This is a genomic window from Ruegeria sp. AB11 (assembly GCF_056536325.1).
This window is the reverse complement of the sequence record NZ_JBQFJO010000001.1, coordinates 3,508,201-3,531,660: the sequence shown is the minus strand read 5'-3', so window position 1 is coordinate 3,531,660 and position 23,460 is coordinate 3,508,201. Positions and strand designations below refer to the sequence as shown.

Below are 23,460 nucleotides of genomic sequence, written 5' to 3'. Positions count from 1 at the left end.
TCAACGTGGTTGTGTCGCTGAACTTGCGCAGTCTGTGCTACCATGCCTCAGCATATCCTCAGCTGGCCATGATCGGCTGGGGATTTTTCGGTGCATGGAGGTTACGATGGTTGATACAAATTCTGCATTTGTAGGAGATATCCCGGGAAATTACGATCGAGAGATGGGGCCGGTGATATTCGATCATATGGCCCGCATTATGGCGCAGAAAACAGCGGCCGTTTCGCCCAGACAGGTGTTAGAACTCGCTGCAGGCACAGGGATCGTGACCCGGCACGTGTCTAGTGCGTTGGAAGATGGGCATATTGTGGTCACAGACCTCAACGAACCGATGCTTGATATCGCACGCACTAAGTTCAGCGAGACGGATAACGTGAGCTTTCAAACTGCAGATGCGCAGGAGCTTCCATTCGATGACGCAAGTTTCGACGCGGTCATCTGCCAGTTCGGTCATATGTTCTTCCCTGATCGTGCCAAAGCCTACGCCGAAGCGCTCCGGGTATTGAAACCGGGTGGCATTTATTTGTTTTCGACCTGGGGCACGAACGCCGAGAACCCATATTCCGAACTGGTTATCGAAACATTATCCGCTGCATTTGATGGTCATCCTCCCGGTTTCATGAAAGTCCCGTTCTCGCTATACGATGCTGCCGCGATTCTGGATGAGGTTGCGCAAGCAGGGTTTGTCGAGCCACGCCACGAATACGTCGAACATGCCTCAACTGTTGCGAGTTTTGATAATTTTGCGCTGGGCCTGATGCTTGGCAGCCCAGCCTATTTTGAGGTTCTCGAACGCGATGGAGACCATGGTGAAATTGCCAGTGATCTCGCACACAATATGCGTGCACGTTTTGGTTCAGAGCCGTCGGCGATACCGCTGAAAGCCCATTTCTTCCAGATGGTGTCCCCTTGAACGGATGACCAAAAAAAGGCCCGCAGAATTCTGCGAGCCTTGATCTTATCTTACTGGGTTAGACTTTACTGCGGAATGTCGCCTTCCAGCCCCTCGATGTAAAAGTTCATCCCGGCCAGCGTGCCGTCATCAGCAACTTCGCCTTCAGCCAGCCAGGCGCTGCCGTCTTGTTTGTTGATCGGGCCGGTGAAGGGGTGATATTCACCTGCCGCCATCGCGGCTTTCAGGGCCAGCGCCTCTTCTTTGACATCAGCTGGTACCGCGTCGGAAATCTCACCGATTGCGACCATTCCTTCCCGGATGCCGTCCCAGGTATTTACACTCTCCCAGGTGCCATCCATGACCGCCTGTGTCCGCGCAATGTAGTAGGGTGCCCAATCATCGATGATCGATGACACACGCGGGAAGGGGGCGTATTCGCTCATGTCAGAGGCCTGACCGAAGGTTACCACATTGCCAGCTTCCTGCGCAGCAGCTTGCGGTGCGGTCGAGTCGGTGTGCTGCAGAATAACGTCCGCGCCCTGTTCGATCAGAACCTTGGCGGCGTCAGCCTCTTTAGCGGGATCAAACCATGTGTAGGCCCAGACGATTTTGAACTCGACATCCGGGTTCACCTTTTTGGCGTGCAAATAGGCTGAATTGATACCACGGATCACTTCGGGGATAGGGTACGACCCGATGTAGCCAATGACATTGGACTTAGTCATGTTGCCCGCAATGTGCCCTTGCACCGCGCGTCCTTCGTAGAAACGGGCCGAGTAGACCGAAACGTTGTCTGCGGTTTTGTAGCCGGTCGCGTGCTCGAACTTCACATTCGGGAATTTCTTGGCGACATTGATTGTCGGGTCCATGTATCCGAATGAGGTGGTGAAGATAAGGTCAGCACCTTCCAACGCCATCTGAGTCATCACGCGCTCGGCGTCTGGGCCTTCGGGGACCGATTCAACAAACACAGTCTCAACCTTGTCGCCGAACTCTTCCTCGACTGCAAGGCGACCCTTGTTGTGTTCATAGGTCCAGCCACCGTCGCCCACCGGGCCGACATAGACGAACCCGACTTTGGTCTTGTCTTGGGCCATGGCACCGGTGGCCAGACCCAGCGCCATGGCGGCGCTTGCCAAAAGTGTAGTGAATTTCATGTGTTACTCCCCAAGTTGGTTTAGTTAGCCCCTAGAGCGAGGCATGGAATGTACGGCCCAGTGAGGCAGGTGCGCTGCTCTTGTCGGCCGAAAGGATCACAAGCACAAGGATCGTGATAATGTAGGGCGACATTGCCAGATACTCGACCGGGATGGCAACGCCCGCCGCCTGTAAATTCAGTTGCAACACAGTGATTCCGCCGAACAAATAGGCACCCAGCAGAACACGCCATGGTTTCCAACTGGCGAACACCACCAGTGCAAGAGCGATCCAACCAACACCGGCGGTCATACCCTCGGTCCACTGAGGGACTCGGATCAGGCTGATATAGGCACCGCCAAGTCCTGCGCAGGCCCCGCCAAACAGGATCGCCATGATGCGGATCTTTATGACTTTGTAGCCAAGCGCGTGGGCGGCGTCATGGTTTTCACCCACAGCACGCAGGATAAGTCCAACACGGGTGTATTTGAGCGTGGCCCAGACGGCGGCGATTATCGCGATGCCGACATAGAGGATCGGATCGTGTTGGAACAGGATCGGACCGACGACCGGAATGTCGCTGAGCAGCGGGATATGTATGTCGCCCATGCTGGGGGGTTTGATGCCCACATAGCTCTGCCCCATGAGCGCGCTGAAGCCCAATCCGAACAGGGTCAGGGCAAGACCGCTGGCAACCTGATTGGCCAGCGCAAACTGCGTCAACAGCACGAATAGCAGCGATAGCACCGCGCCTCCGATCGCTGCCGCGATAAAGCCCAGCCAGGGTGAACCGGTCTCAACCGAGATCGCAAAACCACTGATCGCGCCTACGATCATCATACCCTCGACGCCGAGGTTCAGAACGCCCGCCTTTTCGACGACCAGTTCACCAATCGCGGCCAGAAGCAGTGGCGTTGCCGCTACCATCAGCGAAGCGACCAGAAGGACGGGGTTAATCTCACCAAGGTCCATTATGCCACCTCGCTACGTGCCGCACGGATGCGGTAATTTGTCAAAAGATCGAATGCCAACAAGAAGAACAGCAGCATTCCCTGAAACACCTGTATCGCGGCGGCAGGCAGGCCTAGTTGAGACTGCGCAATTTCACCACCGATATAGGTCAGTGCCATCAGCCCGCCTGCCAGCAGGATACCTACCGGGTGCAGACGGCCCAGAAAGGCCACGATGATCGCGGTGAAGCCATAGCCGACATTAAAGTCGATGCTAACCACGCCCGACGGGCCTGAGACCTCGAACATACCTGCCAGACCGGCAAGTGCACCTGACAGGCCAAGACAGAACAGGATCAAACGTGCTGGGTTCACGCCTGCAAATTTGGCTGCACGAGGCGCCTCACCCGTCAGACGAATGTGAAAGCCCAGCATGTGCCGGTTCAGCAGAACATATGAGAAAATCACTGCGATAAATGCCGCAACCACACCCCAGTGCATACCTGAACCTGCGATCAGCTCCGCATTGTGTGCACTTTCATAACTTTGCAGGTTGCGCGATCCGGGAAAGCCAAACCCTTCGGGGTTCTTGAGCAGACCCAGCGAAACCGAGGCCAAAAACTGCTCGGCCACATAGACCAGCATCAGAGAGACGAGGATTTCGTTGGTTCCGAACCGAACCTTAAGAAAGGCCGGAATCATTGCCCACAGCCAGCCGCCAAACGCGCCTGCGATCACCATGATGGGAAAGATGAAGAACGCATCCATCGGATAGAATGCCAGTCCAGCACCCGCCCCGAAGATGGCTCCCATGATATATTGACCCTCAGCACCGATATTCCAGATACCTGCGCGAAAACCCAAAGACAGGCCAATCGCAATCAGCACCAAAGGCGCACCTTTGACCAACAGTTGAGGGCGGTAGTAGAATGCGAACTCGCCAAACAGCGGTTCCCAGAAAATTGTTCCGATCGCCTCAACCGGATTTTTGCCCAGTATAGCGAACAGCAATCCGCCAAAAACCATCGTGGCCAACACCGCCACCAAGGGGGTCGCATATGACCAAGCCTTGGATGGCTGAGGTCGTTTCTCCAGCACAATCACCCGATTATCCCCCCGCTTTCTTCATCTTTTTGAAAATATTCTCGTAGAAGGCAGTTCAACACGTCAGACATGCGCCACCTCCATGCCATGTGCTCCGCCCATCATCAGGCCAATCTCATCAACCGTCAGGCCGGTGGTCTCACGCGGCGCACTCAGACGCCCTTCGTTTAACGCGGCAAAGCTGTCCGAGATTTCCATGAGCTCATCAAGGTCTTGGGAAATACAGATCACTGCCGTTCCCTTGGCCGCAAGATCCAGGATCGCCTGTCTGATCGAGGCAGCAGCAGCAGCGTCCACGCCCCAGGTTGGCTGGTTCACCACCAACACATCGGGATTCTGTAACACCTCGCGCCCGATCACAAATTTCTGCAGGTTCCCACCCGAAAGCGAGCGTGCTGCATTCTCAGGTCCGGGTGTCCGAACGTCGAAAGCGCTGATGATTTTCTCGGCGAACTCTTTGGTTTCGTTCCACTTTAGAAAGCCGTTGCTTTCCAACCCTTCGCGGATCGATCCGGTGAGCAGGGCATTTTCAGTCAGACTCATATCAGGGGCAGCTGCGTGGCCCAGCCGTTCTTCGGGGGCGGTCAGCACACCAAGTTTCCGCCGGGCCGTCGGACCGAGCTTGCCAATCGCTTGACCATTGAACTTGATCGCATCCGCAGCAGTTGGAATCTCTCCTGACAGCACACCCAGCAATTCGTCCTGACCGTTTCCGGCAACGCCACCGATGCCCAGAACTTCGCCCTTGCGGACGGTCATGTGAACATTGCGCAACGCTGTGCCAAATTCCGAAGGCGATGGCACCGATAGGCCACTTACATCCAGCGCGACTTCGCCAAACTCCCGACCGGATCGTTCTGGCGTTTGCAACGTCGAGCCGACCATCATTTCGGCCATGTCACGGGCGGAGGTTTCGGCGGGCACACACTCGCCTACATTCTTGCCCAGACGTAGGATCGTGGCGTGGTCACACAGCGTTCTGATTTCTTCAAGCTTGTGTGAGATATACAGGATCGAGGTGCCTTCGGAGCGCAATTTGTTCAGCGTTTCAAAAAGGATATCGACTTCCTGAGGGGTCAGAACCGATGTTGGTTCATCCATGATCAACAGCTTGGGGTCTTGCAGCAGGCAACGGATGATCTCGACCCGCTGACGCTCTCCCGCAGACAGGTCGCCCACTGTGCGATACGGATCCAGCGGCAGGCCATAAGTTTCCGACACCTCGCGGATGCGGGACGCTAGATCACCCATGGCAGGAGGGTTTTCCATACCAAGCGCGATGTTTTCAGCGACGTTCAGGGCATCGAATAATGAAAAGTGCTGGAACACCATCGCTATCCCATCAGAGCGCGCTGCCCGAGGTTCAGGCGGTGCAAAAGACTGGCCACGCAGTAGCATCGAACCGCTGTCGGGCTTCACCAGGCCATAGATCATCTTGACCAGCGTTGATTTGCCCGCGCCGTTCTCGCCCAGCAAGGCGTGAACCTCGCCCTCTCCGATGTCGAAAGACACCTGATCATTGGCCACGACGCCGGGATAGGCTTTGGTCAGCCCTTGAAGACTTAGAAGTGGAGTGGTCACGCGCTCAGGTCCTTCTTCAGTTCATTCTGCCGGGCCGGGCGCAGAAGTTGCGCTGCGACCCCAACGGCGATCATCTGCGGGTGTTTGCCCAGATTGGGGTCGCCAATCGGGCAGGTAATCCGGCCTATACGTGCGGGCGGATGTCCAAGCGCCGCCAGTCGCGACCGGAATCGCGCCCATTTAGTAGCTGAACCAATCAGCCCGACAAAACGGAAATCGTGCAAAAGCAACCTGTTGCACAGTTCCAGATCCAGATTGTGTGAATAAGTAAGCACCAAATGCTCGGCCTCAGGCGGTGCATGTCGCACCAGTTCTGCAGGCTTGGCCGCCGGCACGGCAGTCACTCCCGACGGAATGCTGCTGGGAAAACGCTCGGGACCGGTATCAACCCATGTGATTGCAAGATCGGGCAGGGGGGAAAGAACATCCACCAACGCACGGCCAACATGCCCTGCACCCCAAATCCAGAGGTTGCGGGTGGGTTCGTGGATGGGCTCGATCATCCATCCCTCGATCAGCTGTGGCTCGGGTGCGACGCCTTGAGCGCGAGACCGCGCTAATACGCGTTTAACCGCCATAGGCTGAACCTGAGTATCCAGCGGGTCCTCTTTTTCGCATTCCTGGGTCACAGGTCGTGAGACGACCGTACCTTCAATATGCGTTAAAGAAGCGTTGTCATACATCTCCGAAAGTAGCGAAACCGCTCCGCCGCAGCATTGGCCCAAATCAGGACCAAGTGCATGCTGGCTCAGCCGTGACGGCTTGGTTTGGTGACGCGCAGCTTCAGCGGCTTGAAATTCCAGCGTGCCACCGCCGATGGTGCCGCTTTGCCCGTCTTTCCATACCAGCATCGAAGCGCCAACTTCGCGCGGTGATGATCCCTTGATCCCGGCAATGACGACCCGAACCACCTTGCCGTGGGTTTTGACCGCCTCCCTCAAAGCCTCCCTGTCAAATCCCATCAGGTATCTCCCTTTACCCTTTGAATTCCACGCCAGACTTCTTCTGCGGTGGCAGGCGCATTCAGCGCGGGATAGCTGGTTCCACATGCGGCCACCGCGTTCGATAGGGCCAACCAAGCTGATATGCCAAGATTGAAGGGTGGCTCGCCAACCGCTTTTGAACGATAGATCGTGTCCTCACGATTCTCTCCATCCCAAAGCGCGACATTGAAAATATCGGGTCGGTCAGAACAGGCCGGTATCTTGTAGGTGGATGGTGCGTGCGTGCGTAGACTGCCTTTGCCGTCCCAGACCAGTTCTTCTGTCGTCAGCCAGCCAGCGCCCTGAACATAAGCACCCTCGACCTGCCCGATATCCAACGCCGGGTTCAGGGACGCGCCCGCATCATGCAGGATATCGGTGCGCAAGATACGGTTTTCACCGGTCAGTGTATCGACAGCCACCTCAGTGATGGCTGCGCCATAGGCAAAGTAAAAGAAGGGGCGCCCATGGCCTTTGATCCGGTCCCATTCGACCTTTGGAGTTTTATAGAATCCGGTTGCGGAAAGGCTGATGCGCCCCTGATAGGCCAACGCTGCGGCTTCAGCGAAGCTATAGCTTTCTTCGCCTACTGAAACTTGCCCGTCCGCAAATGTCACGGTCGTGGGGTCGGCCTGATGTCGTTCCGCCAGATAATCCGCCATCCGGTCACGGATGGTGTCGCAGGCTGCTTTGACCGCCATGCCGTTCAGGTCACTTCCTGACGAGGCCGCGGTGGCGGATGTATTCGGTACCTTGGCCGTATCGGTGGCGGTAATTTTCACCAGCTCAAGTGGTATGCCAAAACGCGACGCTGCAACCTGAGCGACCTTCTGGAACAACCCCTGGCCCATCTCGGTGCCACCGTGGTTCAGGTGGACCGAGCCGTCCTGATATACATGCACCAGCGCACCGGCTTGGTTCAGGTGGGTCAGTGTAAAGGAAATGCCAAATTTCACCGGGGAAAAACCGATTCCCTTCTTGATCACGCTATTCTCGGCATTCCATGCGTCAACCGCCTGCTTGCGGGCTGCATAGTCGCTAGACTTCAGCAAAGCTGTTGTCATGCCATGCAGTTCGCAATCGCTGACTTCCATCCCATAAGGCGTGGTGTTGCCGCCTGCGGGCACCGGGCGAACCGGTGCATCGCCCATCTCAACCGCGCCTCGGCTGGTGAGGTCCTCATGCGGGTCAGGATGGCCCAGAGGTTTCTGAGCAACCGGGGGATCGGCCACCTCATGCGCCGGTTCATAGTAGTTCCGGCGGCGCAGCTCGATCGGGTCCAGCCCCATAACATGCGCCGCGTGGTCCATTACCCGTTCAATCCCAACGATCCCTTGCGGACCGCCAAACCCACGATAGGCAGTGGCAGACTGGATGTTGGTCTTCAGCCGATGGCTTTCGATCCGGGCATTTGGCAGCAAATAGGAATTGTCCGCATGCAGCATGGCGCGATCTGCTACCGGAAGAGACAGATCCTGCGCCCAACCGCACAGGGCATAGTGAACAAACGAGACGCCCTGAATATGTCCGTTTTCATCGAACCCGGCTTTATACGAAATCCGGAAGCCATGGCGCTTGCCTGTGATCGTCATATCGTCATCACGGTCGTAGCGCATCTTGCAGGCCTTGCCAGTCGCACGTGCGGCGATGGCGCAGGCGACGGCCAAAGCGTTGCCCTGGCTTTCCTTGCCGCCAAAACCTCCGCCCATCCGCCGTGTTTCAACCCGGACTGCGTGCATGGGAACACCCAGTGCATCGGCTACCTTGTGCTGTATCTCGGACGGGTGCTGAGTCGAACTATGCACTAGCATATCCGCGCCTTCATTCGGCACTGCCAGGGCTGCCTGACTTTCCAGATAGAAATGTTCCTGCCCACCGATCGCAAACGTATCTTCGACGATATGAGCCGCACCTGCGATGGCGGCCTCTGCATCGCCCTTGGCGTAGATACGCGGGCCGTCCTCGAATCGGCTGTCAGCGGCCAGGGCCTCCTCGACTGTCAGAATCGGTGCTTCCTCGGCATAGTCGATCTTGCCCAGCCGGGCCGCTTTTCTGGCAGCCAGATGGCTGGTGGCGACGACCAGAAATACCGGTTGACCGATATAGTGCACCGTTCCATCCGACAAAAGCGGCTCATCATGGATTGATGGGGATACGTCGTTCGCAAAGGGCAGGTCATCAGCGGTGATCACCGTCTCCACACCGTCAGCAGCCTTTACGGCAGACAGATCCATGGCGCTGATTTTACCTTTGGCGATCGGGCTTAGTCCAAACGCAAGATGCAACGATCCCTTTGGTGTCGGGATGTCGTCGACATAGCGCGCTGTGCCGGCCACATGCAGTGGTCCGGTGTCGTGCGGAAGGGATTTGGCGACACTCATGCCGACACCTCCAGTACATTGGACAGTTTGCCCTGATCCTCGTTGTAGTATCTGACAAGCATCGCCTTGGCTGTTTCCAGACGATACGTGGCCGAGGCCCGCATATCGGTCATCGGCGCGTAATCTTCCGCAAAAGCAGGCAATGCGGCGTTAATTGTTTCGCGCGTCCATGGCTGGCCGGTTAGCGCAGCCTCGACTGCCGTTGCACGTTTTGGAGTTCCAGCCATGCCGCCAAAAGCAACGCGAACCTGTTCGACTGTGCCGTTGGTTACGGTGATGTTGAAACACCCACAAACGGCCGAGATATCCTGATCGAACCGTTTGCTGAGTTTGTAGCACTTCAACCGATCAGCCTGACGCGGGAAGCTGACGGCCTCGACAAACTCGCCCGGCGCGCGATCTTGTTTGCCGTAGTCAATGAAGAACTCTTCCAAAAGGATTGACCGGCGGGCGTCACCCTTGCGCAGGTGCAGTGTTGCTCCCAAAGCAATAAGGGCAGGAGGGTTATCTCCGATGGGCGAGCCATTGGCGATGTTGCCACCAACTGTTGCCGCGTTTCGGACCTGAACGCTGGCATAGCGCCGAACCATTTCTGCATAAGACGGATGCAGATCGGCAAGCGCATCGCCCATGCGGTTCATGTCGACCATTGCGCCAAAGCGGATTTCTTCATCGGTGATCGTGATCTTTTTCAGATCTTCACAACGATTAAGAAAGATTACGGGATCAAGGTCGCGCAGCTGCTTCGTGACCCAAAGTCCGACATCCGTTGCCCCGGCAACTAAAGTAGCATTTGGATTTTCAGAGTAAATCTTGGCGAGTTCATCCGACGAACCAGGCAACCTGGCAGGGGTCGACTGGATAGACACCGGCTTATCTTTGACCCACACGGGAACTGGATGTGCTTCGGCGGCCTCAGCCGCCCGGATGATTGGTGCATAGCCCGTGCAGCGACACAGGTTTCCGGCCAGTTGATTGTCGTGATCCGTCGCGCCATTGGTGTGACTTGCCACCATCGACATCACAAAACCAGGCGTACAGAACCCGCATTGCGAGCCATGCAGATCCACCATTGTCTTCTGAACCGGGTGAGCGTCTCCGTCTGGGCCGCTCGCGCCTTCGACAGTGCGCACCGCTTTACCGTGAAGTTGCGGCAGGAACATGATGCAGGAATTTACCGCCTTGGCACCGTCCTCATCGGTCACCATGACAGTGCAGGCTCCGCAATCACCTTCGTTGCAGCCCTCTTTGGTGCCAGTAAGGCCGCGATCCTCGCGCAACCAATCCAGCAAGGTCGCCGTCGGATCGATATCCTCCAGCTCCACTGTCTCTCCGTTCAGAAGAAACGTGATATTCATGAGTGAAACCCGTCGCGTTACCTAGTTGCGCCCTTTGGATGCTCTCCTTCGATGCGACGTAGAAAGAGTGGCGGGCGTGTAGCTTGCCATCTGATGTTAGAAACAGGCTGTGCGATCTGGCAAGAAAAACTGTCTCTGTGATACATCATATGGCGCGAATTGTGGTCAATTGCCGCATCTATCTATCGTTCAGTGCTCTGAAATTAAAGTATTTTCTTGGATCGGGCTCGCGGGAGTTCAGAAGCACCTTCAGAAATATCCGAATAATCCGCGCGATTATTTTGCCGAATCCATGGGGTGGGTTCCTGCTTTTGCATCCCTGTTTGCTGGGATAGCTTGCAGGAATGAGTAGCCATCCCCGATTCATTCACCTCCGCGTTCACACCGAATATTCTCTGCTGGAAGGTGCCGTGCGGCTAAAAAAGCTGCCGGGTCTTTGCGAGAAGATGGAAATGCCCGCCGTTGCGGTGACCGACACCAATTCCATGTTCTCGGCGCTGGAGTTCGCCGTGACCGCCAGCGGGGCGGGCATTCAGCCGATTATGGGCTGTCAAGTTGATCTGACCTACGTACAAGCACAGCCGGGTGAGAAGCCGAAGGCGCCTGCGCCCTTGGTTCTTCTGGCACAATCCGAGGTCGGTTATGAAAACCTGATGAAGCTCAGCTCGTGCCTTTACGTGGACAAGGGCGGGCAGTTGCCGCAGGTTACATTAGACGAATTGTCAAAGCACTCGGACGGCTTGATCTGCTTGACGGGTGGGCCGGATGGGCCGGTTGGGATGTTGTTGCAACAAGGCCAGCGCCCAGCGGCCGAGGCTCTGATGGATCGACTGGCCGCGATGTTCCCAGACAGGCTTTATGTCGAACTTCAGCGACACCCAGGTGAAGATGGTCAGCCCGAGGCCGAACGCCTGACCGAGCGCGGCCATGTCGAGATGGCTTATGCCAAGAACCTGCCGCTGGTCGCCACAAACGATGTCTATTTCTCGACCACGGACATGTACGAGGCGCATGACGCGCTGATCTGCATCGCCGAAGGTGCCTATGTTGACCAGCAGGAAGGCCGCCGCCGCCTGACCGCACAGCACTATTTCAAGTCGCAGCAAGAGATGGTGACCTTGTTTGCCGATCTGCCCGAGGCGATTGAAAACACGATTGAGATCGCCAAGCGCTGCGCGTTTATGGCCTATCGCCGCGATCCGATCCTGCCAAAATTTGCTGATGACGAAGTGGCAGAATTGCGCCGCATTGCGAATGAGGGCTTGCAGAAGCGTCTGGCGGTGATCCCGCATGCGGTGACACCGGAAGAATATCAAGAGCGTCTGGATTTCGAACTCGACATCATCGAAGGAATGGGCTTTCCGGGTTATTTCCTGATCGTTGCCGACTTTATCCAATGGGCAAAGGATGAAGACATCCCGGTTGGCCCGGGACGTGGCTCGGGTGCGGGCTCGCTGGTGGCCTATGCGCTAACGATCACCGACCTTGACCCACTACGTTATTCGCTGCTGTTCGAACGGTTCCTGAACCCCGAGCGGGTCTCGATGCCAGACTTTGATATCGATTTCTGCATGGACCGCCGCGAAGAGGTGATCCGCTATGTGCAGCAGAAATACGGCCGTGACAAGGTAGGTCAGATTATCACCTTCGGTGCACTCCTGTCGAAAGCTGCCGTGCGTGATATCGGGCGGGTCCTGCAAATGCCCTACGGGCAGGTGGATCGACTTTCCAAGATGATCCCGGTCGAAGGCGTTAAACCCGTTTCCATTGAAAAGGCACTGAAGGATGAACCGCGCCTACGGGAAGAGGCACGCAGCGAAGAAGTTGTCGACCGCCTTTTAACTTACGGCCAGCAGGTCGAAGGATTGCTGCGCAACGCCTCAACTCACGCGGCTGGTGTGGTGATTGGCGACCGTCCGTTGGATGCACTGGTGCCGATCTATCAGGATCCGCGCTCGGACATGCCCGCGACCCAGTTCAACATGAAATGGGTAGAACAGGCCGGGTTAGTAAAATTCGACTTTCTGGGCCTGAAGACTCTGACGGTGATCCAAAATGCGATGGATCTGATATTCAAATCCGGGCGTGATTTGCACATCGCTGCCGATGGCACGGAACTCTATGAACCCGCCGAAGGGGCCGAGAACCAGATCAATGCCATCCCGCTGGATGACGAGGTGACATACAAACTCTACTCGGCGGCCAAGACCGTGGCGGTGTTCCAGGTGGAATCCTCGGGCATGATGGATGCGCTCAAGCGCATGAAACCCACCTGTATTGAGGACATCGTGGCCCTTGTGGCGCTCTATCGTCCCGGCCCGATGGAGAACATCCCGACCTATTGCGAGGTCAAGAACGGGCTGCGGAAGATCGAATCCGTGCATCCTCTGATCGACCATATCCTTGAGGAAACCCAAGGCATCATCGTCTATCAGGAACAGGTGATGCAGATCGCGCAGGTCATGGCAGGGTACAGCCTAGGCGGTGCCGACCTGCTGCGCCGCGCTATGGGCAAGAAGATTAAAGAGGCGATGGATGCCGAACGCCCCAAATTCGAAAAGGGCGCAGGTGAGAATGGCGTGGATGCCAAGAAGGCCTCCGAGGTCTTCGACCTGCTGGAAAAGTTCGCCAACTACGGTTTCAACAAATCCCACGCTGCCGCCTATGCGGTCGTCAGCTACCAGACCGGTTGGCTGAAGGCCAACCATCCGGTCGAGTTCATGGCAGGCGTCATGAACTGCGATATCCATCTGACCGACAAGCTGGCTGTCTATTTTGAAGAGGTCCGAAAGGGGCTGGAACTGCCCTATGTGCCGCCCTGCGTGAACCGATCTCAGGCGACGTTTGACGTGGTTGAAGGGCATCTGGTCTATGCGCTGGGTGCGCTGAAAAACGTGGGTGTTGAGGCGATGAACCTCGTCGTCGATGGGCGCGCGGACAAGCCATTTGTGAACCTCTTCGATTTTGCTCGCCGTGTTGATCTGAAAAAAGTCGGCAAGCGCCCGCTAGAGATGCTGGCGCGTGCCGGTGCGTTCGATGAACTCGACAAGAACCGCCGTCGCGTGTTTGAAAGCCTGGACTCGCTGGTGCAATATTCAGCCGCCATCCACGATCAGAAAATCTCAAACCAGGTGTCGCTGTTTGGTGAGGCAGGAGATGACCTGCCCGAACCTCGGCTGTCACCCGCACCAGACTGGCTGCCCGCTGAGAGATTGAGCGAAGAATTCAAGGCCATCGGGTTCTATCTGTCCGGCCATCCGCTGGATGATTATATGCCTGCATTGAGGCGCAAGCAGGTGCTGACAATGGATCAGGTGACCGAAAAGGCGCGCTCTGGTCCGTTCATAGCAAAGATGGCCGGTGTCGTCGCCGGACGGCAAGAGCGAAAGTCGGCGCGTGGCAATCGGTTCGCATTTGCTCAGCTCTCTGACCCCACCGGAGCATTCGAGGTCACGCTATTCTCAGAAACACTAGAGAAATCCCGAGAGTTTCTGGAAACCGGCGCGCAGGTCGTATTAACCGCCGAAGCCACGATGGAGGCGGATCAGCTCAAGCTGTTGGGTCGGTCAGTTGGTCCGGTCGACGTGGTGGTCGCCGAGGCTGGGGCCACAGGCCTGCGTGTATTTGTGGAAGATTCAAAGGTTTTGCCAAGCATGGCGAAAGTGTTGGAAGACGCAGATAGCAACGCCAAAAGGGCTGCCAAAGGCCCAGTTTACGTCTGCCTGCTTGATCCCGGTTTGCCGGGTGAGGTCGAATTGGATCTGGGACGAAACTATGCGATCAATCCCCAGATCAAAGGTGCCCTCAAATCGCTTGAGGGAATCTCGGAGATCGAGGAAGTTTGAGCTCGCACCGCGATGTTGCCACACGCGATGGTCCTCGCTAGGCTGGACATATATCCTCAAGGCTCATTTCACAGGAGGGGTCCGAAATGGCAAGTTCAGGTAATGTTTTCAAGATATTTACACTAGCGGTGGCATGTTCACTGGCATTGGCTACTGCGGTTCAGGCAGATGATAAGAAGAAAAATACTCTCACCGGTGCCTTGGTTGGCGCAGGTGTTGGTGCGCTGGTTGGCGACGGCAAGGGGGCCGCGGTCGGCGGTGTCGCCGGGGCGATTATCGGACATAATTGGAAGTGATCATGATGCTGAAAAATTCCATCAAATCCACCGCCTGTGCCGCGCTTTTTGTCCTTCCGACATTTGCTGTGGCTGACGATTCTGCAGAGCAATTGGTGCAGGATGCCTTGCCCGTGATGCACTATACATGCGCATCGATCGCGGAAGAGGCTGATGGCGACGAAGAATTTGTCGTGGCTGTGGTTGGAAAGATGACTGCCCTGTCGCTTTACAACCGCCAGATCAATATCGAGGATCATGCAGCCACTGACGAGGAAAAAACCCAACTGCGCGAAGCCTTCATTGCCGCTCTGTCCGAGGGCTGTGCCGCAGACAAGAACGCCCTTCTGGGCGGGGTGGTCGACAATGCGGTGAAATCGACACTGGGATTGTGATCACTCAATAATGCGGCGGACGTTCGTCGCCGAACACAACGCCGCCTGAGCCTTCCTGCGCCCGTTCGGCCTCGCGCTGCAGTAACATCTCGACGCGGCGGGTCAGGCGGTCGATCTCGCTCTGTTGGTTTGTGACGACCGAGTTCAGCTCTTCAACCGTGCGGGTCAGATGGGCGATCTGCTCTTCCAGATGCTGCATGGGGCACTCCTTACACTCGTCTATTAGCGACCCCGGCAGCCCATGACCAGTGAAACCCCGCCTTGCTCCGATGCGGGCCATGGGATAGACCGCGCGCGGAACACTAAATCCCAAGGACGCCCCACATGGCCAAGCCCAAGAAACAGCCCCGCCCCAAGGCCGTAACGCCGAAAGGGTTCCGTGACTATTTCGGCGAGGAAGTCACGCAGCGCACCGAAATGCTGCGGACGATTGCGGGCGTCTATCATCGTTACGGGTTCGATGCCTTGGAAAGCAGCGCGGTTGAGACCGTCGAAGCGCTGGGCAAGTTCCTTCCAGATGTAGATCGTCCAAACGAAGGCGTGTTTGCATGGCAGGAATTCGACGAGGGCGGCAATGGCGATTGGATGGCCCTGCGCTATGACCTAACTGCGCCTCTGGCCCGCGTCTATGCGCAGCACCGCAACGATTTGCCGACGCCCTACCGTCGTTATGCGATGGGTCCGGTCTGGCGGAACGAGAAGCCGGGGCCGGGGCGGTATCGCCAGTTTTATCAATGTGATGCGGATACGGTGGGCACGGCCTCGATGGCTGCGGATGCCGAGATTTGCGCGATGCTGTCGGACACGCTGGAAACCGTTGGCATCCCGCGCGGTGACTATCTTGTGCGCGTCAATAACCGCAAGGTCCTGAATGGTGTGCTTGAGGCGATGGGGCTGGGCGAAGACTTGGCCGCCCGCGATAATGTTCTGCGCACTATCGATAAGTTCGATAAGGTCGGGGAGGCCGGTGTGCGAGAGCTACTGACCAATGGCCGGCTGGATGCATCTGGGGCGTTCATTGATGGTGTTGGTCTCGGCGATGATCAGGCCGAACCTGTGATAGCGTTCCTGACCTCGAAAGCTACCGACACCGCTGGTACGCTGGCCAACCTGCGCGCCGCCGTGGGCGACAGCAAGATCGGCGCGGATGGCATTGCCGAGCTGGAGCAGATCGGTGCCCTGTTGGATGCGGGTGGTTATGGATCGGACCGGATCGAGATTGATCCTTCGGTTGTCCGTGGCCTCGGCTACTACACTGGGCCGGTTTATGAGGCCGAACTGACCTTCGAGATATTCGACGAGAAAGGCCGCAAGCGGCAATTCGGGTCGGTCTCAGGCGGTGGTCGCTATGACGATCTGGTCAAGCGTTTTACCGGACAGGAAGTGCCTGCGACGGGTATTTCGATCGGTGTTGATCGTTTACTGGCCGCGCTCCGCGAAAAGGGTCGGATCGCAGCGCAAGCCACCGGTCCGGTGGTCGTCACCGTCATGGATCGGGATCGGATGGCCGACTATCAGGCCATGGTAACCGAGCTGCGCAATGCAGGTATCCGGGCCGAGGTGTATCTGGGCAACCCCAAAAACTTTGGCAACCAACTGAAATACGCGGACAAGCGGAACTCTCCGATCGCTGTGATCGAAGGTGGTGACGAAAAAGACAAGGGAATTGTGCAAATTAAGGACCTGATTCTTGGCGCCAAGATTGCCGAAAGCGCCACGCTTGAGGAATGGAAAGAACGACCCAGCCAGTTTGAAGTGCTACGCGGAGATCTGGTCGCCAAGGTGCGCGAAATTTTGGACAGTCAGGACTGACCCATGCCCAATCGTTCTCAGATACAGGCCCGCGCCGCAATGATGCGCGTCCGGTTCGAGGCCGCGGGTGCGCATGTGGTGGACACACCTTTGTTGCAACCTGCGGGTACGCTGCTGGACCTCTACGGTGAAGATATCCGCGCGCGCGCCTATGTGACCTCGGACGCGCTGCGGGGTGAGCAGATGCTGCGCCCGGACTTCACCTTGCCAGTGGTGCAGATGCACATGTCCGAAGGGGCTGAACCTGCAAGATACACCTATTCTGGCGAAGTGTTCCGCCGTCAGGAACACGATCCGGACCGGGCCAATGAGTATATCCAGGTCGGCTACGAGGTTTTTGATCGCGAAGACCCAGCTGGGGCAGATGCGGAGGTTTTTTCGCTGTTTGCCCTGCAACTACGCGGGCTACCCTTGCGGGCAGCGACAGGTGATATCGGCGTTCTGATCGCCGCTGTCGCGGGACTGAAGACAACTGACCGCCGCAAGGCCGCGCTGATGCGGCATCTCTGGCGGCCTCGCCGGTTCCGCGTTCTGCTGGACCGATACGCCGGGCGTAAAGCGGGCCTTGAGGGTCGCGATGCTCTGCTTGACGCAGCTGACCCATTGGCGATTGACGTGCCCATGATCGGTAAACGCCGCGCGCCCGAAATCCTCGACCGGATTGAAGCCCTACGCGAAGACCGCGCCGCGCCGCCGATCTCGGACAATGAACTGGCCGGTTTGGAGACACTGCTGAATGTGCGCGAAACCATGCCTTTTGCGCTGGAACAATTGCGCGACGTGGCGGTTGACCTGCCGCAGATCACGCCCGCGCTGGATCGTTTGGAAGCGCGTATCGCAGCCCTGCAGGCGCGGGGCGTGGACGTGAATACACTGGATTTTGAGGCGTCTTATGGCAGAACCTCGATGGAGTATTACGACGGTTTTGTATTCGGTTTTTACGCCGAAGGCCGCCCTGATCTGCCACCGGTCGCAACCGGTGGACGCTATGATGCACTGACCCGGCAATTGGGAGGTGGGGCCGAGATTCCGGCTATTGGTGGCGTGATCCGCCCGGACCTGATGCTCGAAATCGAGGAGGCCGCGCAATGAGCCTGAAACTGGGCGTGCCCTCGAAGGGCCGATTGATGGACAAGACCTTTGCGTGGTTTGAAAAGCGCGGCATCACCCTTTCGCGCAGCGGATCGGACCGGGAATATGCAGGCAAAGTTGAGGGGATTGATGGCGTCTCGCTGATCCTGCTATCCGCCGGGGAGATACCGCGCGAGCTTGCCGCTGGGCGCGTTCATCTGGGTGTGACCGGGATTGATCTGGTGCAAGAGAAACTGCCGCGGTGGGAACAGCAGGTCGAAGAGGTCGCCCCGCTTGGGTTCGGCAAGGCTGACTTGATCATCGCAACACCTGCCTGCTGGGTCGATGTGGATACGTTGGACGATCTGGACGCGGCAGCTGCGAGTTTCCGCAAGGTGCACGGGCACCGGCTGCGTATCGCCACCAAGTACCACCGTTTGGTTCGCGAATTTCTGACCGACGCGGGTGTGGCCGACTACACGCTGGTCGATAGTCAGGGCGCGACTGAGGGCACGGTGGTGAACGAAACCGCCGAGGCGATTGCTGATATTACGTCAACTGGCGAGACTCTGAGGGCCAACCACCTGAAAATCCTATCAGATGGGTTGATCTTGCAGTCGCAAGCGACTTTGTGGCGCAGCCGGGTGGCAACCTATAACACATCCGAGAAGACGATTCTGAACGACCTGCTGGATCGGTTGCGCTAAAGCACGCCGATATCCGCCAGGGCACGGTTCAGGTCGTCCGGTAGGGCATCGTCTTGCTCGCGTCCTCTGGGCAAGTCGGCCGGAGTATCCTCGGGTTTCAGATAGCGCCAGCCTTGGAACGGGCGTTTCAGAGCGTTTTGCGTGCGATGCACCTCGGGGTCGAGAACGATGGCACATCGGCGGATTCCATCTTCACCGCGCACCTCGTCTAGCCGTAGAATCTGCTGACGGCATTGGACGACTCCTTTGATCACCCAATAGATTGATCCGCCATTCAAAATCTCGGATTCACGTTTGGGCCACATGCGTGTGACATGGCGCGGGCATCCGTCCTCATAGAGAGGTTTTCGGCTGTCCTGCCATGCGATCAGCGTGTCGACGCTTTCTGATCCGACCGAAAGTTTGATGAGGTTTACGTACTTATCCACAGCTTTCCCACAGAGTCGTTCATCGACTATCTATCCATTGTAGCTCATGCGCGATTGTCATCAAGGTATTGTGGATGATAGTCTGAATACCTCTTTCAGCACAGGGAATCACCAATGAGCCGCTTTGCCGCCCCCATCGCCGAGCAGATCTGGGACATGAAATACCGCTTCAAACAGGCGGATGGCACACCCATCGATCAGACGGTCGAGGACAGTTGGCGGCGAATTGCACGTGATCTGGCGCGGGTGGAACAGGACCCGGCGCGTTGGGAAGAAAAGTTCTACACCGCGCTTGAGGATTTCAAATACCTCCCTGCTGGTCGCATCACTGCTGGGGCGGGCACCGCACGTCAGGTGACCCTGTTCAACTGCTTTGTGATGGGCACGATCCCCGACAGCATGGGCGGTATCTTCGATATGCTGAAGGAGGCCGCTCTGACCATGCAGCAGGGTGGGGGGATCGGTTACGATTTCTCGACCATCCGTCCACGCGGCGCGGACGTCAAAGGGGTTGCTGCAGACGCATCTGGCCCGCTGAGCTTTATGGATGTCTGGGATGCCATGTGTCGCACCATCATGTCCGCGGGCTCGCGCCGTGGGGCGATGATGGCGACCATGCGCTGTGACCACCCGGATATCGAACAGTTCATCACCGCCAAATCCGACCCGGCACGGCTACGCATGTTCAACATGTCGGTTCTGGTGACGGATCCGTTCATGGAAGCGGTCAAAGCCGATGGCCCGTGGGATCTGGTGTTTGACGGTAAAGTCTATCACACCGTTCAGGCCCGTGATCTGTGGAACAAGATCATGCAGGCGACCTATGACTATGCCGAGCCAGGTGTGATCTTCATCGACCGCATCAACACGGCCAACAACCTCAGCTACGTCGAGACGATTGCTGCGACCAATCCATGCGGCGAACAGCCGTTGCCACCTTATGGTGCTTGCCTGTTGGGCTCGATCAATCTGGCACGGTTGGTGGCCGAGCCCTTTGAGGATGCGGCGCATCTGGATGAGGACGCTTTGCAAGAGCTGGTCGCCACCGCCGTTCGTATGATGGATAACGTGGTCGACGCGTCGAAATTCCCGCTGGTTGAACAAGAGGCGGAAGCTCAAGACAAACGCCGTATCGGGCTCGGCGTGACGGGTCTGGCGGATGCACTGCTGATGTTGGGCCTGCGCTATGGCTCGGACGAGGCGGCGCGTCAAACCGAGCGCTGGCTGCACGCGATTGCCCGCGCTGCGTATCTGGCGTCGGTGGACTTGGCAAAGGAGAAAGGCGCGTTTCCTTTGTTCGATGCTGAGAAATATTTGGCCAGTGGCACGATGCAACAGATGGATGACGATGTGCGCGATGCGATCCGCGAACACGGCATCCGCAACGCTCTGCTGACGTCGATCGCGCCGACGGGGACGATCTCGCTTTATGCCGGGAACGTCTCATCAGGGATCGAGCCAGTCTTTGCTTATGCTTACACACGCAAGGTGCTGCAGAAAGACGGTTCGCGCACTGAAGAAGAAGTAGTCGACTATGCCGTCCAGATGTGGCGCGATAAGTTCGGGGATACGGAGCTGCCAGACTTTTTCGTCAACGCACAAACGCTGTCGCCGTCTGATCACGTCAAGATGCAGGCCGCGGCGCAGAAGTGGATCGACAGCTCGATTTCGAAGACGATCAACTGTCCCGAGGACATCAGCTTTGACGCCTTCAAGGATGTCTACATGCAGGCTTGGGATCAAGGCTGCAAAGGCTGTACGACCTATCGCCCCAACGATGTGACGGGTTCTGTTCTGACCGTCTCAGAGAGTACAGATACAGCACCAGGTGAAAGTGCCGCTGCGCCGCAGGAGGTTGATGGCGGCGAAGTAGTCTATATGTCAGAGCCGCTGGATCGTCCGCAATCTCTGGAAGGGTCGACATACAAGCTGAAATGGCCCGACAGTGAACACGCGATCTATCTGACGATCAACGACATTGTCATCAGTGGTCGTCGTAGACCGTTCGAAGTATTCATCAATTCGAAGAACATGGAGCACTATGCCTGGACGCTGGCCCTGACGCGGATGATTTCCGCTGTGTTCCGCCGGGGCGGAGATGTTTCGTTTGTTGTGGAGGAACTGAAAGCCGTCTTTGATCCACGCGGCGGGGCTTGGGTCAAGGGCAAGTACATCCCCTCAATTCTTGCTGCAATCGGTGGCGTGATCGAGCAGCATATGGTTGTAATCGGATTTCTCGAAGGTGAAGGAATGGGCCTAAAGTCGGACCCCCAGGCGCAAGTTGTCAATATCGACACTCCACGCGGCAAATCATGCCCGTCCTGTGGGCAATTCGACATGGTGATGATCGAAGGCTGCATGACCTGCAGAAGTTGCGGCCATTCGAAATGCGGTTAGATTCAGTGTACATGGTTGAGCCACGTGACCCGCCAAGCGATTGAGGCTCAAATCGACTTTTTTCACCCGAGTATCAATATTCCCTCGTATACATAGTGACGAGAAAGCGCTTGATATTTCTACTAGAACGCTCTGCCTGTCGGGGCCAAATGATCGAAGCTGTTAACGCGCTCCGTAGAAGCGCTAGTTAATACTCTGACGACTTCGCAGCATATCTTTCTCATACGGTTTTTTTGATCTGCCCTTGTTAGGGCAGATCTTCGGCTACTCATCTGTCGTCTTCTTTTGCGTTTGTATTGGTCGGTTCGTCTGGCTAGATAGATGAAGGAGTAGCCTTGAAGATCACCAAATTCCTACTCGTCTCGGATCCCAATGCGAAACAGTTGCCATGCGCATCAGTTTACAGAATACAAAAAGTACTTGCGCAATACGGCGCTGCCCTAAAGCGCATTAGAAATGATGAACACTTGGCCGATTTCGGAAGAGGTGATTTTACCAATGCGTTTGCGCGCAATCAGATGGGGTTACGTTAATCCGGCATGCCAACTAGTCCTGAGGATCGCAAGTGAATGGAATTGTCACGTGCGCTAGGGAATCATTGGTTCTTCGATTCGAAAAATCGGGGTTCAGAATACCGATTCCTTTGGTACTGCACCCTAAGAACAACGCTCAGAACCTTCGCAAGTGCAGAAACTGGGTGATATCTGGCTCGTAGCACGCTTTTTAATTTGTCTGCGTCCAAGCCTGTGTCATGACGCAAATTCTCGGGTTATCCACAATTATCTCCCGCCGGATATCAACAGTTTATCCCCGTCTAATTTTCATGCTGCAGTGCTATTTTCTTGCCCGAACAGGGTCCTGATGCAAAAGTCTGGATACGGCTTCTGATCTTCGGAACAGGGGCTGGACGCAAAGGCCAAGGGGGCCACGGCGACAAAGGCAGGTTTTAGGATTTGTTCTTGGTTGCAATGGTTTACCGGTAGTGGATCAGATAAACTGGGCTTCGGTTCGGATTAGGTGGTCGGCTTCTCAGAAGGTCTGCGCGGGCTGCGACGCGACATAGCGCGTGTGGCAGTCGCCAATGCCTCTTCGGGGGCAGAGGCAACTGGATCGGGACGCCCCTCGGGCGGTTCGAACCGGCAAGGCGTCAGGAGTGTCCGTAAGGATGCATGCAAAGACCGCGTCTGAGCACCTGGCGCCTTTTCCTTTTTTAGAACTTAAGGTTCATACAGGCTACCACGCACAAACCTCCGGAACGGAACGGGGTTCTTTTGCTTGCGCAAAAGAACCCCGTAGAAGTGTCAGAAATGCAATGCCGCGTCTATGCACCTGTGCGGACGACACTACGCCTGTTGTTTGGGTCTGGCAACTACATATTGCGGATTAGGCGTTGCTAAACCGCAACATCCCGTCGTAATCAGATGTTTTCCTGAACGTCCTCAGCCGCGTTCTGGATAGCATCGCCTGCATTTTCGATGTCTTTGCCCGCACCCTTTGCGGTTTCGCAAGCGGTAAGTGTGAATAGGGCCAGGCCAATTAGAATTGCTCGGATCATCGATTGCTCCATAAGTGATTGTTTCGAATTGGGTAGCAGCTTTTATGTATCAGAGCCACAGATTTTAAAGGCTCCTTCGCTTACATCGCTCGTATAGCGAACGGCGCGTAAATACGACCTTAAGACTACGGAGAAGGCCTTGGGCCCGTTTCCAGTCACACCTTGGATTTTAGCCAGATTTACAGGGATTAGCCTGCTTCCGGACTACAGAACAGCTCGTACACCACCTCAAGTATCCGCACGGGCCTTTCGTCCGCTAATCGGTAGTAGATTGTCTTGCCCTCCCGTCTGGGAACGACAAGCCCCTCCAATCTGAGGCGTGACAATTGCTGTGAGACGGCCGCCTGCCGGGCCGACAGCAGCCGCTCTAACTCGGTCACGGATTTCTCGCCGGAAACAAGGTGGCACAGGATCATTAAACGCCCTTCGTGGCTGATCGCCTTGAGAAAATTCGACGCACGGGTTGCGTTTTCAACCATCCGCTCAAGTTCGGACTGTGACTTATCTTCGGTCATTTGCGGCAAAGCCATGATCGTGTTCCTCGATTATATTCGCCCAAGTTCGAGATTGTCTGAAGTTACTAGGT

General features: G+C 56.6%; 19 protein-coding genes. 8 read left to right on the top strand and 11 right to left on the bottom strand.

Translation table 11 applies throughout. The annotated features are described in order from the left end of the window. The first annotated feature begins 106 nt into the window (after positions 1–106). Entirely contained in the window at positions 107–913 is an 807-nt protein-coding gene (locus tag ACR3EJ_RS17645; protein WP_170543220.1) for a class I SAM-dependent methyltransferase, read from the top strand. A 65-nt stretch (positions 914–978) separates the two neighbouring features. Here the strand turns inward: ACR3EJ_RS17645 and ACR3EJ_RS17640 are convergent, their stop codons facing one another. From ACR3EJ_RS17640 to xdhA, 7 genes are all read right to left on the bottom strand, one after another. Further along, complete coding sequence (locus ACR3EJ_RS17640) at positions 979–2,052, bottom strand: BMP family ABC transporter substrate-binding protein (RefSeq protein WP_170476701.1); 1,074 nt, start codon at positions 2,050–2,052, stop codon at positions 979–981. Between the two features lie 31 nt (positions 2,053–2,083). After that, positions 2,084–3,004, bottom strand: a complete 921-nt coding sequence (locus ACR3EJ_RS17635) for an ABC transporter permease (RefSeq protein ID WP_170476699.1) — start codon at positions 3,002–3,004, stop codon at positions 2,084–2,086. Continuing rightward, on the bottom strand, positions 3,004–4,086 hold the full coding sequence (locus ACR3EJ_RS17630; protein WP_010443302.1) for an ABC transporter permease: 1,083 nt from the start codon (positions 4,084–4,086) through the stop codon (positions 3,004–3,006). The genes ACR3EJ_RS17635 and ACR3EJ_RS17630 overlap by 1 nt, the downstream gene beginning before the upstream one ends. A 63-nt stretch (positions 4,087–4,149) precedes the next feature. Next, positions 4,150–5,667: an ABC transporter ATP-binding protein gene (locus tag ACR3EJ_RS17625; protein WP_170476697.1), complete on the bottom strand. Its 1,518-nt coding sequence runs from the start codon at positions 5,665–5,667 to the stop codon at positions 4,150–4,152. Further along, positions 5,664–6,629: a xanthine dehydrogenase accessory protein XdhC gene (gene xdhC / locus ACR3EJ_RS17620; RefSeq protein ID WP_480423197.1), complete on the bottom strand. Its 966-nt coding sequence runs from the start codon at positions 6,627–6,629 to the stop codon at positions 5,664–5,666. Before xdhC ends, ACR3EJ_RS17625 begins: the two co-directional genes overlap by 4 nt. After that, positions 6,629–9,031 carry a xanthine dehydrogenase molybdopterin binding subunit gene (xdhB, locus tag ACR3EJ_RS17615; RefSeq protein WP_170543224.1) on the bottom strand — a complete coding sequence of 801 codons (2,403 nt, stop codon included), beginning with the start codon at positions 9,029–9,031 and terminating at the stop codon, positions 6,629–6,631. The genes xdhC and xdhB overlap by 1 nt, the downstream gene beginning before the upstream one ends. Next, the gene (gene xdhA, locus ACR3EJ_RS17610; RefSeq protein WP_170543226.1) at positions 9,028–10,389 is read right to left on the bottom strand and encodes a xanthine dehydrogenase small subunit; all 1,362 of its coding nucleotides are present in this window, start codon (positions 10,387–10,389) and stop codon (positions 9,028–9,030) included. The genes xdhB and xdhA overlap by 4 nt, the downstream gene beginning before the upstream one ends. Before the next feature lie 344 nt (positions 10,390–10,733). On the opposite strand from xdhA, the gene dnaE reads away from it, so the two are divergent. From dnaE to ACR3EJ_RS17595, 3 genes are all read left to right on the top strand, one after another. Continuing rightward, on the top strand, positions 10,734–14,234 hold the full coding sequence (gene dnaE, locus ACR3EJ_RS17605) for a DNA polymerase III subunit alpha (RefSeq protein WP_170543228.1): 3,501 nt from the start codon (positions 10,734–10,736) through the stop codon (positions 14,232–14,234). A gap of 86 nt (positions 14,235–14,320) precedes the next feature. Further along, positions 14,321–14,530, top strand: a complete 210-nt coding sequence (locus ACR3EJ_RS17600) for a YMGG-like glycine zipper-containing protein (RefSeq protein ID WP_170543230.1) — start codon at positions 14,321–14,323, stop codon at positions 14,528–14,530. A 2-nt stretch (positions 14,531–14,532) separates the two neighbouring features. After that, complete coding sequence (locus ACR3EJ_RS17595) at positions 14,533–14,904, top strand: hypothetical protein (RefSeq protein ID WP_170543231.1); 372 nt, start codon at positions 14,533–14,535, stop codon at positions 14,902–14,904. Between the two features lie 4 nt (positions 14,905–14,908). Here the strand turns inward: ACR3EJ_RS17595 and ACR3EJ_RS17590 are convergent, their stop codons facing one another. Then, the gene (locus ACR3EJ_RS17590) at positions 14,909–15,103 is read right to left on the bottom strand and encodes a SlyX family protein (protein ID WP_010443294.1); all 195 of its coding nucleotides are present in this window, start codon (positions 15,101–15,103) and stop codon (positions 14,909–14,911) included. A gap of 125 nt (positions 15,104–15,228) precedes the next feature. On the opposite strand from ACR3EJ_RS17590, the gene hisS reads away from it, so the two are divergent. Genes hisS through hisG form a run of 3 tightly spaced genes read left to right on the top strand, consistent with a single transcriptional unit; the run spans position 15,229 to position 18,494 of the window. After that, positions 15,229–16,716 carry a histidine--tRNA ligase gene (gene hisS, locus ACR3EJ_RS17585; RefSeq protein ID WP_170543233.1) on the top strand — a complete coding sequence of 496 codons (1,488 nt, stop codon included), beginning with the start codon at positions 15,229–15,231 and terminating at the stop codon, positions 16,714–16,716. A gap of 3 nt (positions 16,717–16,719) precedes the next feature. Beyond that, entirely contained in the window at positions 16,720–17,808 is a 1,089-nt protein-coding gene (locus tag ACR3EJ_RS17580; RefSeq protein ID WP_170543235.1) for an ATP phosphoribosyltransferase regulatory subunit, read from the top strand. After that, positions 17,805–18,494: an ATP phosphoribosyltransferase gene (gene hisG, locus ACR3EJ_RS17575; RefSeq protein ID WP_170543238.1), complete on the top strand. Its 690-nt coding sequence runs from the start codon at positions 17,805–17,807 to the stop codon at positions 18,492–18,494. Before ACR3EJ_RS17580 ends, hisG begins: the two co-directional genes overlap by 4 nt. Here hisG and ACR3EJ_RS17570 read toward each other — a convergent pair. Then, the gene (locus tag ACR3EJ_RS17570; protein ID WP_170543240.1) at positions 18,491–18,922 is read right to left on the bottom strand and encodes a DUF1489 family protein; all 432 of its coding nucleotides are present in this window, start codon (positions 18,920–18,922) and stop codon (positions 18,491–18,493) included. The genes hisG and ACR3EJ_RS17570 overlap by 4 nt on opposite strands. A gap of 114 nt (positions 18,923–19,036) precedes the next feature. Between ACR3EJ_RS17570 and ACR3EJ_RS17565 the strand changes: the two genes are divergently transcribed. Continuing rightward, positions 19,037–21,319, top strand: a complete 2,283-nt coding sequence (locus tag ACR3EJ_RS17565) for an adenosylcobalamin-dependent ribonucleoside-diphosphate reductase (protein WP_170543242.1) — start codon at positions 19,037–19,039, stop codon at positions 21,317–21,319. A gap of 1,417 nt (positions 21,320–22,736) precedes the next feature. On the opposite strand, the gene ACR3EJ_RS17560 is transcribed toward ACR3EJ_RS17565, so the two are convergent. Together ACR3EJ_RS17560 and ACR3EJ_RS17555 are read right to left on the bottom strand one after the other, a co-directional pair. Next, positions 22,737–22,874 (bottom strand): entericidin A/B family lipoprotein, encoded by a 138-nt coding sequence (locus ACR3EJ_RS17560; protein WP_010443271.1) that lies wholly within the window; start codon positions 22,872–22,874, stop codon positions 22,737–22,739. A 188-nt stretch (positions 22,875–23,062) separates the two neighbouring features. Further along, positions 23,063–23,404 (bottom strand): ArsR/SmtB family transcription factor, encoded by a 342-nt coding sequence (locus ACR3EJ_RS17555; RefSeq protein WP_480423194.1) that lies wholly within the window; start codon positions 23,402–23,404, stop codon positions 23,063–23,065. Between the last annotated feature and the right edge of the window lie 56 nt (positions 23,405–23,460).